Here is a 16,160-nt window from a genome sequence, read left to right on the forward strand (position 1 = left end):
CGGACGACTGCCGCCGCCCCATGCTGCATCACTTCCTGCGCTTCGGCTCCTTCGGCGCGGTCGGTTCCTGGGCGGCCTGGGAATTCGGCTGCGTGTCCTGCGCGGTCTCCTGCTGCCTGGGGCTGAGGGTCACCGACTCGATGCGGAACGGCAGGATGCCGACGCTGCGCGCGTTGATCTGCCAGGTCTCGCGCGGCTGATCCTCGTTGTCCGTCCAGGGTTCGCGCTCCATGCGGCCGACGACCAGCACGCGCATGCCTTTCTGGTACAGGTCCTTCCAGTGCGCGGCGTCGCGGTGCCAGATTTCCACCGGCGCCCAGAAGCCGCCGCGATCCTCGAAGTCGCCGCCCTTGGTGGGGACGGGGTTGTCGAAATACACGTTCAGCCGCAGCAAGCGCCGCGGTTCGTCGTTGCCGTTGGGAAACTCCCGGTACTCGGGGGGCGAACCGATGTTGCCTTCGCCAGAAAAATGCGTGCTCATGTTGCAATCTCCGTGGTGGTTGAAATACCCGCACCTGGTCGGCGGCGGGCGCGTGCTGGGGTGCCTGGCGCGATCACCGATCACGCATGGCGGATGGCATGGACTTGAGCCGGCGCAGGTAGGCGTCTTCCGCGTCGGCGGCCTTGCTGGCGCACTCCTGGGCCTGCCTGCCCAAGGTGTGCAACAGGCTGATCTGCATGTTCAGCGTGATGCGCTGAAGCTCGATCGCGTGCAGGTCGGCCAGGAGGTTGACCGGCGTGCTGGTGCTCGCCATCAGCTCCTGCCACAAGGCGACGCCCATGGCCGAGCGGTCGTGCTTGCGCCAGCGAAGAAACGCCGTGCCTGCGCCAGTGGTCTGCTGGGCCAGCTCGATTGAGAGCAGGTGGAAGGGATGCCCGACGGCCTGTGGCAGCACCTGTCGCTGCGCCAAGCCAATCAACTCGTCGCGCATGGCGAAGCACTGGCTGGCCCAGGCCTCCAAGTCCCCTTTACCCTTAAAAGGCCTTAAAAGGCCTTTTTGAGAGCCTGCGTGTTCCAGCCGCATGAAGGCGGTCTGTTGCAGCGGGCGGAAGTAGCGGGTTTCGCAGTTCGGGTCGCTCATGCCTGCTCGTCCTCGCCGGCCGTCGCTTCGGGGGCCTCGGTGGCGGCGGCTTCGTCACTGGCGGATTGTGTTGCGGCAGGACCGTCACCGCGCTGCTGCAGGCCACGGCGCACGATGGGCGGCGCGAACTTCGAGCGGCGCGTGCCTTCCAGCACGTCCTGCGGCAGCTCGCCGAACTTCTCCAGTGCCGCCCGTGCTGCGGCATTCTTGGCGGCGAAGTCATCGCGGGTGCAGCCCGAGTATCGGTACTGCTGGGCCAGTGAGAACAGGCTGCGCAGTGCATGGGCGCCTTCGTTGAGCCAGCGTTCGAGCGTCGAGCGATCGATCAGCGCTGTATGGTGCGCGAGGATCAGCTTGCGGGCGATGTCGTCGTAGTCGGCGAGCAGATAAACGGCGGCAAAGCCGAGCTGCGCATTGACGAACAGCGGCAGCTTGACGGGTTGAACATTGAGGTTCTCGCCCAGGGTGAGTGCCGGCGGCACGCTCGCCAGGGCCTGGTCCACCTGCTCGCGCAGCGATTGCAGCGTGGCCTTCGTCTGTTCGAGCTTGTCCTCGATGCGCAGCATCCAGAAGTCGCTGTACGGGTCGTCCTGCTCCGAGCCGCGCCGCATCTTGTTCATCTGGGCGATGTAGCCGTTCAGGCCGACGATGCCCGGTCGTCCCTCGGCGGCGGCGCGGCCGTGCCAGATGCGCGAGGCGTGGTGCGTGTGCAGCGTCAGCGACATCGCGCTGCGCAAGGAGCCGAGATTCAGTTGCAGGGGTTCGTTGGTGGTTGCCATGGTGTCCGCTCGTTGTTGGAAAAGAGCGGACAGCTTCGGCAGGTGGCGGAAGGCAGTCAGTCAACAAACCGAAACCCGCCCGTCCCGGGTTCAGGGCGCGGCGGTCGAATGCGGCGCGAGCTATCCCCAGGGGATAGCGCCATGGAGCGCCAAGGAACGCTGCACGCCTGGATCAACGTGGACAGGACCGATCCCGCGGCAGGCGATCGAGGCCTGGCGTGCAGCGGTTCGACGTCGTAGCTGTCAGTGGAACTATCCCCTGGGGATAGTTCCATGGAGCGCCAAGGAACGCTGCACGCCTGGATCAGCGTGGACAGGGCCGATCCCACGGCGGGCGATCGAGGCCTGGCGTGCAGCGGTTCGACGTGTAGCCGTCAGTGGAACTATCCCCTGGGGATAGCTCTACTGGAAGCCACTGGCATCCACTTCACCGCCTCCTTGCAGGCCCGCTCACTTGCTGGCGAGCAGGTTGCGCAGCCGCTCGATGTGCTGCCTGGCGACTTCTGGTGGCACCGGCTTGCCCTGCGGCTGGGATGGTGGCGGTGCTGGTGGTGGCCGCTCATTCGGCGGAGCGTGTGCCGATGGCGCGTCTTTCTTGGCCCAGGCGTTGAACTCGCCATGGATGGCCCGCTGGATGATGCCGAACAGATACCCCGCAGGATTGCGGATGCCATGGCTGCTGCATCGTGCGGCCCATTCGTCCAGCACGGCCTGCCTCAGCGCGGCATCGACCTGCTGCAATGCCACCCGCGCACCTGTCTGCTGCTCTGCCTTCAGTTCCGCGAAGCGTTTGGGCCATTGCAGGTCGCCCAGCGCGCGCGCCTGCGCCTGTGCATGCGCGGTAGTACGTACTTCATTCATACGACTACTACGTACTGTACGGGCCTGCTTCGGATTCCGAAGAGAGGCGTCTGGCGCGGGTTTCGACCTTGCTTCGGATTCCGAAGTGGGGTCATCAGGATTCCGAAGAAGGCTCGCAGCCCCTTCTTCGGATTCGTGCGTGGCGTCCTCCTGTGGATAACTTTCGTGCGCCCCGACGCCCTGGCTGGCGAGGCGTTCGGCCAGGACTTGCAGCCTCGATGGCAGGGTGCGCCCGGCCAGCATCGGGTCTTCGCCGATTTCCTTGAGGGTGTGCAGGCCTACGATCTGCACGGCTTTGGCCGAGTGGCCGAGCGCCTGGCTGACGAGCTGCAGGTAGTCCGGGTCGAGCTGCATCGCTTCAAAGGGGGTCAGCGGCTCGTCGTGCAGGACATAGAGGTTGCCGAGGATGCGGCCGGTCTTGGCGTCGCGCCGTCGCCGCACCAGGCTCAGCCACCGGGTCAGCCGCAGCAGCGTCAGGGCTCGCGCCACGGTTTCGTGCGAGGCCTGCCCGGCGCAGGGCATCGAGGCCAGCCAGGGCCGCAACTGCTCATACGTGGGGAATGCGGTCACGCCGTCGTCGTTGAGCATCAGCCGGAACACCTGCCAGGCGTTGCGCTCCAGCGGCGTCAGGCGGCGGTCGAGGAACAGCCGCCGCGGTACGGTCTCGTGCCGGTTGCCGCTGAAGAGGAACGCATCGCCGGAGGCAGTCGGTGTCGCAGGTGACGGCGCAGGTATAGGCGTGGGCGTGGGCGTGGGCGGGCTGGGCCTGGGCGCAAGGTCTTTCAGCGCCGCGTCGAACAGGTCAGCGAGTGCGACGGGGCCATGGCGTGGTGCGGTGTCGTCCACGGCCATGGCTTAACCCAGTCCCTGATCGACCCACGACTTGATCGCGGCCCAGACCACCGACAGCGGCAAATCCATGCCTTCGGCGAGATCCATGGCCGCGTCGAGAATCGAGGTCTCGTCCTCCAAGTCCACATTCCTGCTGCTGGTGATGGCTTTCCAGCGCCGCCACAGTTCGACGTCCTGCTTCTCGTCCAGGACAGGGTGACGCCCCTTGCGCTTGGGCAGGCCCAGCACCTCACGGCGCAGGGCGACTTCCTGATGGGTCAGGCCATAGAAGCGGCTGACCATCTCCGTGCTGGCCCCCAGGCGCAACATGCGATCGACGGTCGCGATTTCCTTCTCCACGTCCTGCGCCTGCGAGAGCAGACGCCGGAGCACCTCGCGGTTCACGGACACGGAACACCACGAGACATTGGCGTTGGCCAGCACGCTCACCATGGCGGGATGCTTGAGCGCATCCAGCTCGGCCTCGCTGAAGCCCATCGCCTTGCAGCGGCGCAGTTGGCCGTTGCGCAGGTCGTAGAGCGCCTGGGCGATGACGGCTTGATTGAGCGGGTGCGGGGCGGACATGCGGGTCTCCTTCCTTCATGCCCCAGGGCTTGCGACACCGGATTCCAGGTCCAGCAGGCGCCGGGCCAGGCGCAGCAATCGGAACAGCTTGACCAGCGCGGTGTCGCTCAAGCGGCGTGTCGCATCGCCTTGGCCGTGCAGCAGCGCCGGCAGCTCGGCGGCAAGCTGCCCGCCGTCCAGATCGGCATCGGCGAAGCCCTGGCCTGCCAGGCTCGCCAGCAATGCCAGCACGGCGCGGCCCTGCTGTGATGGGGGCTGCGCGCTGGCATGGCATGCGAAGCCCACGCCGTCCGCGCGTTCCTCGATGCACTGATCGATTCCTGCCTCGCCCGCGATCTCGCGTGCGAACTGCGCGATGTGGATGCGCAGGCGATCGGGCGTGTCCAGGCCCGCGTCGATGTGCCAGACGTCGGAAATCGGGTAGAGACCGCCCGCCTGGACTGGAATGGACTGCAGGACATTGGCCGAGAAATCGGGCAGCGCATCCCCCAGCTCGTCGGCGACCATCCGCTGAATGGATTGCAGCCGCTCCGTCGTCGGGGCCGGCGAAACGATGTGGCCCTGCAGCAGATCGCCGGGCGCGGCCACCGAATTCCCGGCGGGCGAGCCGTTCGTTCCCGAATCGGTTTCGCGTTCACGCGACGGGGGCGCGACTGCCGGCGTCAGTGCCGATGGCGCCGGCGTGGCGGACGGACTTGCAATGGTGTCGGGCTCGGGCAATGCGGGCGGTGCTAATGGCGGGGTCGGATCGCTGACCAAGGCGCGGTGGCGGCTTTCGGATTCGGTGAGATCAAGCGCCAGCACGTCGTAGTCGATGCCGAGCAGCTCGGACATCTGGCCGATCAGCTCGTCCTGCACGCGCTGGGGGGCGAACTCGTCGGCCTGCGTGTCGAACTGCGACAGCACCTCCTGAAAGAAGTCGTCGAAGTCCTGCACCAGCGTGCGGCCTTTGGCGTAGCGCTCCCACGCGAGCATGCAGGCCTTGCGCATGACCGACAGGCGTTCGACCTGGTGGCGGCCGAGCCCGCCATAGAGCACGGTCGGGATCGCCGGCAGGAGGTAGCGCACCGCGTCGTTCATCCGGCTGATGTGCGATTGCTGGACCGGGAAGCCATCGGCGGCGAGGCGGCGGGCCAGCTCGGACTGGCTCAGCGCGGCGCCGCTTTCCTGCTCGTAGAACTCGCGCGCCTTCTCGACGCCGAGGGCGCGCTCGATGAACGTCAGGCCCCCGCGCAATTCGTTCTCGGCCAGGTGGCCGGTCAGCATCACGACTTCGCCGCGGCTAGGCCACGGTCGGAACAGGCACGATATGCGGAAGAACCGCTCGTCCTTGGTCTCCGACCACAGTTCGCGCAGGATCGCCAGGCGCGTGTTGCCGCCGTTGCGGATGATGTAGTGGTCCTCGCCCGGGCGCCGGGTGATCGCCGGCGCTGCGTCAAGGCCGCGCTCCCGGATGGACGCCTTGATGTCCTCGTAGGCCGGGTTGCGCTTCTTCCTGGGATCGTGGTCGTAGGGGCGCAACTGGTCCAGGGTCACGACCATGGGCGTGTCGGCGATGGGGTCGCTCAAGGCCGAGGTGGACGGGCCGCTGCGCTCGAACCCGGCCGCGAGCAGCTTGCCGGCCATCTGCTGGGAGGTCATCTCAGCCATGGCGGCCTCCCTGCGCTGGAGACCGGGCCTCGCGTTCGGCGCGGCGGATCTGCGCCCGGGCATTGAGAGCCGCCCGGTGGTCGCTGGCGGTCGAACTGGTGTAGATCGCGGCGCAGCCTGCCTTGGTGAATTTGAGATGGCCGCCCGGCGTGCGCTTGACGTGCCAGCCCTCGCCGACGGCGAACTCGATCAGGGCGCGCAGCCGTTTGTGGCCTCGGGCTAGTTCATGCGCGTTCGCCATGGTGCCTCCCGGTATTGAGAGGGAATGGCGGGCGGCCGGACGCCGTGGCAAATCGGTTCTGCCATTGCGGGAACAGTTCGCCAGCGAGGCCGCGCATGGTGTCGAGCGCGGCGGGGGCGACTCTGCCCGGTGGCTGGCGGTACTCGACCCGATGCACCGGCAGGCCGCGCGTCGCGGCGCGCGGATAGGCTTCGATGGCCGGCACGTCGGTGGCCAGCACGCGGATGCCAGTGTGGTCCTGGAACAGAGCGCGCAGGGCCTGCTGGATCAGCCGGGCGTTCGCCGACACCGGGTGGACCCGGTTGATGAGCAGATGCAGCGGCGGCGGCTCGATGCCCAGGTGCCGGTACGGCGCGATGTCCTCCAGCAACTGCATGGTGCCGCGCCGCAGTTCTCGGGCGGCGAGGATTTCCGGGGTCACGGGAGACAGCGCGAGATCGGAGGCCAGCACCGCCATCTCCAGCATCACCGAGCGTGCTCCCTGGGTATCGATCAGCACCAGGTCGTAGAGGGGGGCCAGCACGGGCAGCAGGTGCCGCAGCCGCAGGCGCCCGTCTGGCGCGTGCAGCAGCAAGGTGTTCAGCTCGCCCCGGTGGTCGTTGGACAGCACCAGGTCCAGGCCCGTGATGATCGTGCGGGACACGAGCTGGCCGAGGTCGCGCTCGTTGAAGGCCAGCAATTCATAGATGCCACCGGGCGCGCGGTGGGCCAGCTCGTAGTACGAGGACAAGGTGGGCTGCACGTCGAGATCGAGCAGCAGCACGCGCAGCCCCGCATCGGCGGCGAGCCCGCCCAGGTTGGCGGCCGTGGTCGTTTTACCGACGCCCCCTTTGGTCGAGACAATGGATACAACCTTCATGGCGTTCTCCGGGTGAGGATGGGAAATCCGTGGGAGAACGGGTCAGGCGCGGCTGTTGACGCGCTCGGCGATCCACTGGTCGATTTCGATGGAATCCCAGCCGACCGCGCGCACGCCCAGGCGCAACGCTTTGGGGAACTTGCCGGCGCGCATCAGGTTGTAGAGGTGGGCGCGCTTGAAGCCGGACTTCGCTTCGACTTCTTCCAGGCGCAGGATGCGGCGCTCGTTGGGCGGCAGTACAGGTGTTTGCGACATGGCGGTCACTCCTGAACGCTCAGTGGCGTTTGTTGGCGTGACCTCTATTCAATAGACACGGCTGCGGAAAGACATTGCAAATGCAATCTCCGCGACTGCACATACAAACTGGAAAAACTCAGAGGGTGGCGCTATGCAGCCGGCGCCTGGCCGTGGCGAACTTGCCGTTCAATGTCCGCTCCGCGATCCCCATGACGCCACTGTGATGGGCGACCAATGCGTTGACGACGGCCTCCTGCGTCTTGAAGCTGGAGTACGGTGTGCCCGAGGGCGACTGGCCTAGCATCAGCTCCAGCATGCCCCCGATGATGTTCAAGTAGGTGGCTTCGGCCCGATCGCTGATCGAGCATTGCGCGCATGCGGGGATCACCGAGGACTGCTTGAGCAGCGCGTCGTGCTTTTCCTGCAACTCGCGAAGCTGACGCTTGGACTGCTCCAAGGCGGATTTGAGGGCCAGCCTTTCGACCAGCATGGCTTGCCCGGTTTCCAGTGAGATGAAGGGATGGGTGATGCGCTCGCTGCGGGAGAAGAGGAAGCCAGGCCGCTGCTCGGGGTAGTGCTGGCACATCCAGCGCTTCAGATCAACGTGGCGAACCGTCAGATCAGGAGAGTCGATCAGTGCGGTATCGCGCGTCGTGATGCCATTCCTCCCGAAAGGAAGTTCCCCATTGAGGATGCCGTCGTAGATGCGTTCGGTGTACAGCCTCAGCTCACCCCAACGGGGGCAGTCCAACGACTGTGGCAGGTTCCGTGACGAAGAGATCGAAGCCAGGATGACATGCTCGAACCGCAGAAGCCCGGCCCAACGCAGGGAGGCTTCAATCGGACGATAGAACACCTTCGATGTTGGTGCATTGTTGTTCATGCTCCCATCTCCTTCCAGGAGAACTACATGGCCGACTCCTTTGGCGCCAACCTCATGGTCGGCCTGTTGTCTGTGCATGAAGCGAGTTCCAAGACCCGCTTCTTCGTGAGCCCTGAGCACTTCTCACCACCTCATGTCGCTGGTAGCCGCCATGTGCTCAATGTGTAAGAATCTGTGAATCGCAAGCTGGTCGATCCTGCTGCTGATCGGCTCGAATAGTGGCGCTCACACTGGCAGCGTCATGAGCGGCGGCGATCGCCGCAAAACCGTTTCGGTATGGCCTGATATGCCAGCGGTTTCACAAGGCGCGAGAGGATGGCAATCGTTGCACGACGTCCAGCAGGACATAGCGAAGCCCGAGCCTGTCATGCTTGCCCGGCATCCTGATATAGCGACAAAGAATCGTGCGCGGACGCGCGATGGAGGATGCACGAGCAGCGAACGCAGAGGTCTGTGGTGAGTTCGAGTCCGTCGTGGACGGAGACGTACCGTGTGCGGCTCCGGTGTGCGGAGTGGGGGTCTATGGCCGTCGGTGGATTTCTTTAGACGGACTTGTTGCCGAGGGCTAAAAACAAGGCTACAATTGAGGTCTTCGCTGGCCACCTCGGTGAAGAAAGTGTTCGGGAAACAACGACTTACGCGCCTAGTACAGGTCTCGTTTCCCGCTCCAAATTATGATCTACAGACATCCACTGACGTCTGTAAGTTCTTGATTAAAGGGGCTTTCGCCCCTTTTTTCATTCCAGCGAACGCCACTGGAATCCACCTACAGCCAACGTTTTTGAGTCCCCAAATGAGGCATCAAAATACGGGTGGAACAGATGCCGGATAGTTGCTGGAGCCAGGCGGGAGTCACGACGAGCATTGGCCCTAAGTCGCAACTTGGGAGCTCGAAATGGCACTCTCCGACCTGACCGTCAGGCAAGCCAAGACGATTGGCAAGATCTACACCCTCACCGACACCTGCGGACTTGGCCTCAGGATTTCAGCCGCTGGCGGAAAATCGTGGCAGCTGCGCTACTACTGGCTAGGTACGCAAAAACGCATCATACTGGGGCGCTATCCACAGGTCAGTCTCCGTGAAGCGCGCATCCTGCGTGACCAAGCCCTGGCCCTCGTGGCTAAAGGCATCAATCCTTACGTCGACCGCAAGCAAAAGCAGCACGCGATCAAGCTTGCTTCCAATTACTCCTTCAAGGCCGTCTTCGATGCCTGGTTCACCCATCGCAGTAAAGAACTGAAGGAAGGCAGGAATACCACTCTCTCGCAGATCAAACGCATCTTCAAAAAGGACGTACTGCCCAGCCTTGAGAAGATGTCGATCTACGACATCCGCCGCCCCCAACTCCTGGGCGTCGTAGCAAGAATCGAACAACGGAAGGCTCTCACCACTGCGGAAAAGGTGCGCACTTGGTTGAGACAGCTGTTCCGCTATGCGCTCGTCACCGTAGAGGGGCTGGAGACCAACCCAGCCACGGATCTGAGCGTGGTGGCTGAACCCAAACTGCCGGTGGCCCACAATCCATATCTACTGCTGCCAGAAATACCGTACTTTCTCCAAAAACTCAGGCAATACAATCCGCGCGGTTGGCAAACCCAGCTCGGGATCAGGCTACTGTTTCTGACTGGCGTACGTACTGGCGAGTTACGCCTGGCGACACCAGATCAATTTGATCTGGATCGTGGCCTATGGGTCATTCCCCCTGAAATCGTCAAGCAGCTTCAACGCAAATTGCGCAAGGCCAGCAAACACCCGCAAGACATACCGCCCTACATCGTGCCGCTGTCCATCCAGGCCATCGAGATCGTGCGCTACATCTTGGGCGCTATGCGGCCCACACAACACTACCTGCTGGCACACCGCAGTGACCTCAACAAACGCATTAGCGAAAATACGCTCAATAGCGCCTTGCGTCGGATGGGTTACGCGGAGCAGCTGACCGGCCACGGCATCCGAGCCACCCTTTCAACAGCCCTGAACGAGATCGGTTATCCACCAAAATGGGTAGATGGCCAGCTATCCCATGCCGATCCAGACAAGGTAAGTTCCGCCTACAACCATGCCAGATATGTGGAACCGCGCCGCCGCATGATGCAAGACTGGGCTGACCGCCTAGACCTGCTCGAACAGGGCGAAGTGCAAGCCGCGAGCGCACATCTGACCATTCGCATTGACGGAGTGCCAGCGATGGCGGAAACAGGGAACGAGGCTCTCCTACCCATCGGACCTATTCCATCCAGCACCCCACCCATAGCCGCTACGCCTATTATCGTGACCACGAACAATGGCGGAAATACATTCCAGCGACTACCGCAGGTGCCGCCGGCTCCAACTCATACCCCCGAACCGAAAGTCTCCACAATCCAGCGTGAACGTGAGGAAATGCTGGCGATCTATGAGTCACCGAATAATCTGCCGGTTCCACTGTTCGGCAGGCTGGCCGGGAAGTCCAAGGATCAGATCAACCGCGAGTTGAAGGCCGGCAAGCTGCTGGCCGTCAGCTTGGGCAACCGGGGACAACGCGTTCCCGACTGGCAGTTGGTGCCGCTCAAGCACAATCTGGCTCAGACACTCATGAACCTGTGCCCACACGCAGACTCGTGGGATCTGTACCGCATGCTGACGACTCCGCTTTCTGACCTGGGCGACCGCGCGGCAATTGATGCGGTCACGCCGACCAACGTGCCCGCCACCATCCAGACCATCCTGGGTGTGTACCTTCATACAGCGAAGCCCATCGAGGCCGCTGTCATGTGACCTATGCACGGAGAGCCATGCGGAGCAGTCGGCGGGAGGATACCGTAGCGCTAACCACGGTATTTGCCTTTACCTCTCCTGAGCAAAGTGGCCCCGCGCGGTTCCCGGCATTGTACTCCTGCCTGCACGATCAACTTTCGCGCCAGCCGCATCCTGGAGGTTGCTATACTTCGCACAAGGAGATGGCATACCTCCACCCCAGATGCAAGGTCTGGGAAAACTGCACTTCCAAGATGCTGATGATGCCTGCAGATCCTGATCAAGGACGTTGCAGGCCGTCGCCCGCCGCGCCCGCTGATCTGTGTACTCCACTTGCAGGTCGCGTAGATGCATACGGAAAAAATCTTCTGGTCAACCGAGACCAGGTGCCTTCGCCTTTCATGTGGGCGTCGTGCATCTATCGGACATCACGAGCAGAGCGGGTGTGGCGGCGATGCATGACCATGTACCGGCTTCACGCCATGACCAGTTGGACGGCGGTACCGGGCAGCGTCTGCTGTCCACGTTGATGCAGCTGGATGATCACCTTGGCCGACTGACGTATCTCCTGGCTCTACAGTCGCAGAAGTCGCCCCTGCAGACGTGGTATGCAGATATTACGCCCCTTCAGCAGCGCAGGCTGGCGCAAGATATCCAACGTCTGCATGGTGCCATGAGCGATATCCTTGGCCGCCACGGACTAGCCATTCCGCCTCCTTCAGGAAGCGTTCTACAGGCGTGCTGTGAAGCCGTACACCAGGCAGTAGCCGCGGTGGAAGCACTAACGCCCGGGAGTCAGGCCGCAAGAGTTCGATCGTCTGATGATACTGAGGCGGAATTACGCCGCATTATTGCGCACTTGCTAGCACCGCTGGACGAGATGCTGCGCCCGTTGGAACAGCACGACGCAAACTTCCACTCGGATGACCGCAATCTCGAATACCTATTCAGTATCGCGCGAGCACACGGCCTGTCCGACTTTTATGCACCCTTGACGGCTCTTGCTGATCACGAGTCGGCACCTGGCCTGGTCATCGCCATGCTCGGCTTGTCCAACGCGGGCAAGTCTTCGCTGATCAACCGCCTGGTCGGGGTGCAACTGCTGCCGGTGGGTGTGATGCCCACCAGTGTCGTTCCCGTTCATATCTCCTATGGGGCCCGCGCTTGCGGAGTGGTGCGTCTGTCTAATTCCGTGTCGGAGCCGGTCATGCCAGGCAGGCTGGCGGCATTCGCATCCGATCGCTACAACCCCGGCAATGAGAAGCTGGTGGAGCGGCTGTCCTTCGAGCTGCCGTCGCAGCACCTTGCCGACGGCATCGTTCTGATTGATTCGCCGCCCTGGGCACCTGGAATGGATCCTCCCTTGTGCGACGTCGCACTGGTGGTAATTGACGCCACCGGGCCGCTGACCATGAGCGAGATCCCATTGGTAGACGCATTGACTGAGCAGGGCTCCCAGGCGATCGTGCTACTGAACAAAGCTGACCGACTGACCGACCAGCAGCGCTGGGACATTCTTGGCTATGTCCTGGAGCATCTTGGAACGCGGCACGAGCAGCAGCCTACGGTTTTCCTGACCAGTGCTGGCGATGAGGACTCCGCGCTTTGGCACGATTGGCTGCAGCGAGGATTTGCCCCCTGCCTCGAGCGCCGCGAGGCGCTGCGGCAGACATCACTCCATACCAAGAGAGCACATCTGTCGAGGGCCATGGCCCTCCGCTTGGCGCGACTCAACCGCACGGACTCCAGCCCCAACACAGAGACATCGCATGAAAACGAGGCCATCTTGCTGGCGCAGCGCGAAGGTCTCGATCTACTCGCCACTGCATCACAATCAATGGGTGATTGCGACCTGGAAGCACACATACAAGCCGCTCGCATCATCCGCCAAGTGGTGAATAACGCTGCAGAGCTGGCATGGAGCAGTGGAGAGACCACGCTTGAGCTCGCACCGATGTTTGCAGCATCTGCTGAAGCGCGCATGACGAGCGTGTGCCATGAAGTTATGAGAGAACTGGAGCTTCTCGCCCTGCAATGTAGCGACTTGCTGGCACGAACTCCGGGCCCCCAGTTCCGCTGGCATGTGGCAGACCTGGATACGGCGCCGACCTTCGATCCGGGGAACTTGCCACAGACTGAAGCTATTGCTCGTCCTTGGTCAGCAAGCCTGGGACCATGGGCGTTTCGGTGGCACCTGCGATGGTCCTTGTCTCGCGATCAGCGCCTACTCATTGGGCTGGAGGCGGCACTGGGCGAGGATCTGAAGCAGCTCCAAGACTGGCGCCAACGGGCACTGGTGGATTTGTCCAACGCCTTTTCCCAAGCCTGCGCCGGCCGTTGCGAGGGAGCGGCACGGATCGGCATTGATCTGGCTGGCCTCCAGGCGCGTTATCACTCGATTGCAAGCAATGCCTGAAGGACTGCCGGTACACCATCGTGCGGTGAATGTAGACGGAAGCGTGCTGGAAACGCTTTGGCCTTCGGCAAACCCTCACTGTCCAGCTTGCATTGCGGCGCAAGGTGCTGGCGCACACTATTTCGACAAGGTCTTTGCCCCAAACGCACCGACCGCCACAATCGCAAAATTGATCTCTGAAGATCTGGGGTTTTGCAGCCGACATGGCCGTGTATTGGCGGCGGATGCGAAGCACGCGAAGGCCGTCGCACAGAGTTTTCGCGCAGCTACCGAAAGGATACTGCCGCTGCTTCACCAGTCGGTAACCGACGAACGCTGCGAGCGCCTGTTCTTTCGCTCTGCCCGCCGCTGCCCGGCTTGCTCGGCGGAAGAAGCCGCAGCGGCCAAGGCATTGACACCTATCCGCAAGCGGTGGATGCAGACGATGGAGCCCCTCGGCACAGTAGCACTGCTATGCGAACCGCACTTCCAGATGTTTACTGCGCAGCTGCCGGTAGAACCGCGTGGACATGCCATTCGGCAGTACCTTGATGTACTGGCGATAGCCAATCAGGATATGGAACGCGCGCCGGATGCGGGATTGCCTCGCGCTCTAGCCCTCCTGGGCTATGCCTCCGTCCCGCATCAGACGGACGCGCTCCAGCGCGTCAACGGCGGTGATGCTCACATGCCGATTGAGGATATCCTGGACAATCCGGATGTTTGTCCGATCTGCGAAGCGATGGGCGCGGCGCACACCCACTGGCTGGAAGGGCTTCGGTGGGCGGTCGAGAACGAGGCGGCGGGATGCTTGTGGCTATTCGCACCATGCTGCAAACACCATGTGTTCGACGCGAGTCAACTAGGGCGACCCGATTGGCTCGCACGCATTGCAGCCCTTGCGCTTTCGGGAATGGCTGAGCAGTCGCGCCAGCAACTGGCGAACATCATCCGCATATTGGCCCTTGCGGATCAGCCCCGGCCAAGCTGGTACAAACCGCGCCACCGACGCCGCAAGGCCTCAAACTCAACCGGGTTGCATCTCGCCAAGGACAAGCGTTTTGTCTTACGTTGTCAAGGGTGCGAGGCAGAGGCCGTCGCCCTGGAGCAAGCTTCGGCGGCCTTCCTCGACCTGATGCACCATACACGCTACCGCAACCTGTTGGCGCATGGATATGGCCTATGCCTGGATCATCTGGTGCACGTCCTGCCGGTCGCATCGCCCAACCTGATTCGACCGTTCCTGGGCCAACTACACACGAATCGACTGGAGGCTTTGCGTAATGCTCTGGCGGATCCATCCGGCGCCCCTGGCCGCGAACGTGATGCCGTGCGGCGTTTCCGGGGTTGGTCCGTTGCCCATCAGCACGCATGAATAAAAGACATGCCGACAGCGATGAATACGTTTTGTGCAAGCTACAATGATCCATAGGAGATGGCATTCCTCCGCTCTTGGCGCCATACCAAGGGAAATCGCCGGCCGGCTGATGATGCCTACAGACCTGATGATCCGGGTGTGTAGCGCTGTCATGACAAGGTGCAACGTCTCTCGCATACCAGTCAACGCCACCGAATGCAGCTCGGGCACGTTAGCTGGCGAACTTGCGAGTGCAGTGCCAGGCGGTCTCTCTGCTTCCGGATCTTCCAACACACCGTAACCGGTTGTATTGCAAGAGGATTGCCATGGGTTCATCTATCTCTTCTTCGTCTATTGTCGAGGCACTGCGCCCGCTTGTTGTAGATTGCGGCTCGACGCTGAATTTGCAGTTCTGGGACGGCCGCAGTGAAACTTTAGGCAGCGGCACTGCTGCCGTCACGTTGCACTTCCCCACGCCAAGCGCGGCACTGAGGCTGATTCCGCCCGATCTCGGAGCGCTCGCTCAAGCCTATATCCAAGGCGACATAGACGTTGAAGGGCCAGCACAGGATGTTGTTCGCACGGCGATCAAACTCGCAAGCGCGAGCAGCACAAAGCAGCGTGTCATCAGCCGCATTATCGGCTGGCGCGTCCGGCGACATACCCCGGACAGCGACAAGAGGGCTATTGCCCACCATTACGACGTCTCCAACGAGTTCTATCGTCTGTGGCTCGATAAGCAGATGGTCTATTCCTGCGCCTACTTTCCGACGGGCTCGGAAACCCTAGAGCAGGCCGAGGAAGCTAAGCTCGATCTCATCTGCCGCAAATTGCAATTAAAGCCTGGCGATCGCTTCCTCGACATCGGATGTGGCTGGGGGGCATTACTGCTGTGGGCGCAGCGCCACTACGGCGTAAAAGCCACTGGCGTGACCCTCAGTGAGCGGCAGTTCGAGTATGTGCGCGAGCGTGTACGCGAACTAGGCCTGGAAGATTCGATCGATGTACGCCTACAGGACTATCGCCACATCCCGGGTGAAGGCATATTCGACAAGATCGCGTCAGTGGGCATGTTCGAGCACGTCGGTGTCCAAAATCTGCCCGTGTACTTCGGCACCATCCAGCGCCTGCTAGCCGATGACGGCCTTGTGCTGAACCATGGTATCGCCACGCGCGCGGGGGATGAATCTGTGCGGGATAGCGCCAGTGAATTCATCGACCATTTCGTATTTCCCGACGGAGAACTACCCACGATAGCCCAGGCCGTTGAGGCAATGGAGTCTCAGCAGCTTGAGGTGTTCGACGTCGAGGGCTTGCGCCCGCACTACGCTCGAACGCTGGCGCACTGGGTGGAGCGCCTTGAAGCAAACCGCGATGAAGCCATCAGGTTGGTCGGAGAACAGACCTACCGCGTCTGGCGAATCTACATGGCCGGCAGCGCCCAGGCGTTCGAACTCGGCTGGATCTCAGTTCACCAGCTGTTGGCCGCCAAGCGCACGGTCAGAGGGTTTTCACCTCAGCGCTGGGGCCGTAGCCATATGCTCCCTGCTGCCACCGATGCCCTTCAGCATGAGCGGCATGCATGACAAAGCACGCCACCACACTGAGTGGTGGCGGCCAACCAACGGCGGCACTTCACCGGCACCCGATCTTGAGATGGATA

The 16,160-nt window shown here is 62.5% G+C and carries 15 protein-coding genes and 2 riboswitches; of the genes, 5 read left to right on the plus strand and 10 right to left on the minus strand.

From position 1 onward, the window contains the following. Positions 1-28: 28 nt before the first annotated feature. From DFR37_RS16115 to DFR37_RS16160, 10 genes are all read right to left on the minus strand, one after another. The gene (locus DFR37_RS16115) at positions 29-481 is read right to left on the minus strand and encodes a single-stranded DNA-binding protein (protein ID WP_033448879.1); all 453 of its coding nucleotides are present in this window, start codon (positions 479-481) and stop codon (positions 29-31) included. Positions 482-554: 73 nt separating this feature from the next. Then, positions 555-1,082 carry a DUF3158 family protein gene (locus DFR37_RS16120; protein WP_113934299.1) on the minus strand — a complete coding sequence of 176 codons (528 nt, stop codon included), beginning with the start codon at positions 1,080-1,082 and terminating at the stop codon, positions 555-557. Further along, complete coding sequence (locus DFR37_RS16125) at positions 1,079-1,861, minus strand: PFL_4669 family integrating conjugative element protein (protein WP_113934300.1); 783 nt, start codon at positions 1,859-1,861, stop codon at positions 1,079-1,081. The genes DFR37_RS16120 and DFR37_RS16125 overlap by 4 nt, the downstream gene beginning before the upstream one ends. 450 nt (positions 1,862-2,311) lie before the next feature. Beyond that, the gene (locus DFR37_RS16130) at positions 2,312-3,574 is read right to left on the minus strand and encodes an STY4528 family pathogenicity island replication protein (protein WP_113934301.1); all 1,263 of its coding nucleotides are present in this window, start codon (positions 3,572-3,574) and stop codon (positions 2,312-2,314) included. A gap of 3 nt (positions 3,575-3,577) precedes the next feature. After that, positions 3,578-4,138, minus strand: coding sequence for a DUF2857 domain-containing protein (locus DFR37_RS16135; protein WP_021205172.1), 561 nt, complete (start codon positions 4,136-4,138; stop codon positions 3,578-3,580). Positions 4,139-4,153: 15 nt separating this feature from the next. Beyond that, complete coding sequence (locus DFR37_RS16140; protein ID WP_113934302.1) at positions 4,154-5,788, minus strand: ParB family protein; 1,635 nt, start codon at positions 5,786-5,788, stop codon at positions 4,154-4,156. After that, complete coding sequence (locus tag DFR37_RS16145; protein ID WP_023095529.1) at positions 5,781-6,029, minus strand: hypothetical protein; 249 nt, start codon at positions 6,027-6,029, stop codon at positions 5,781-5,783. The genes DFR37_RS16140 and DFR37_RS16145 overlap by 8 nt, the downstream gene beginning before the upstream one ends. Further along, the gene (locus DFR37_RS16150) at positions 6,013-6,888 is read right to left on the minus strand and encodes a ParA family protein (RefSeq protein ID WP_113934303.1); all 876 of its coding nucleotides are present in this window, start codon (positions 6,886-6,888) and stop codon (positions 6,013-6,015) included. Before DFR37_RS16150 ends, DFR37_RS16145 begins: the two co-directional genes overlap by 17 nt. Before the next feature lie 42 nt (positions 6,889-6,930). Next, positions 6,931-7,143, minus strand: coding sequence for an AlpA family transcriptional regulator (locus DFR37_RS16155; RefSeq protein WP_113934304.1), 213 nt, complete (start codon positions 7,141-7,143; stop codon positions 6,931-6,933). Between the two features lie 118 nt (positions 7,144-7,261). Further along, entirely contained in the window at positions 7,262-8,008 is a 747-nt protein-coding gene (locus DFR37_RS16160) for a hypothetical protein (protein ID WP_113934305.1), read from the minus strand. A 27-nt stretch (positions 8,009-8,035) separates the two neighbouring features. Here DFR37_RS16160 and DFR37_RS23040 point away from each other — a divergent pair, with 27 nt between their 5' ends. The 5 genes from DFR37_RS23040 to DFR37_RS16180 all read left to right on the plus strand — a co-directional run bounded on the left by DFR37_RS23040 (position 8,036) and on the right by DFR37_RS16180 (position 16,083). After that, a complete protein-coding gene (locus DFR37_RS23040; RefSeq protein ID WP_170139940.1) occupies positions 8,036-8,176 on the plus strand; it encodes a hypothetical protein in 141 nt (46 codons plus the stop codon). Between the two features lie 727 nt (positions 8,177-8,903). Next, complete coding sequence (locus DFR37_RS16165; RefSeq protein ID WP_113934306.1) at positions 8,904-10,766, plus strand: tyrosine-type recombinase/integrase; 1,863 nt, start codon at positions 8,904-8,906, stop codon at positions 10,764-10,766. A gap of 169 nt (positions 10,767-10,935) precedes the next feature. Continuing rightward, positions 10,936-11,022: riboswitch (Fluoride riboswitch) on the plus strand. 177 nt (positions 11,023-11,199) lie between these two features. Then, on the plus strand, positions 11,200-13,161 hold the full coding sequence (locus DFR37_RS16170) for a dynamin family protein (RefSeq protein ID WP_113934307.1): 1,962 nt from the start codon (positions 11,200-11,202) through the stop codon (positions 13,159-13,161). After that, positions 13,154-14,515, plus strand: a complete 1,362-nt coding sequence (locus DFR37_RS16175; protein ID WP_113934308.1) for a hypothetical protein — start codon at positions 13,154-13,156, stop codon at positions 14,513-14,515. The genes DFR37_RS16170 and DFR37_RS16175 overlap by 8 nt, the downstream gene beginning before the upstream one ends. A 47-nt stretch (positions 14,516-14,562) precedes the next feature. Next, a riboswitch (Fluoride riboswitch) is annotated at positions 14,563-14,644 on the plus strand. Positions 14,645-14,823: 179 nt separating this feature from the next. After that, entirely contained in the window at positions 14,824-16,083 is a 1,260-nt protein-coding gene (locus tag DFR37_RS16180) for an SAM-dependent methyltransferase (RefSeq protein WP_113934309.1), read from the plus strand. The last annotated feature ends 77 nt before the right edge of the window (positions 16,084-16,160 follow it).

The sequence above is a fragment of the Eoetvoesiella caeni genome, from assembly GCF_003315175.1.
GTDB lineage: Bacteria > Pseudomonadota > Gammaproteobacteria > Burkholderiales > Burkholderiaceae_B > Eoetvoesia > Eoetvoesia caeni.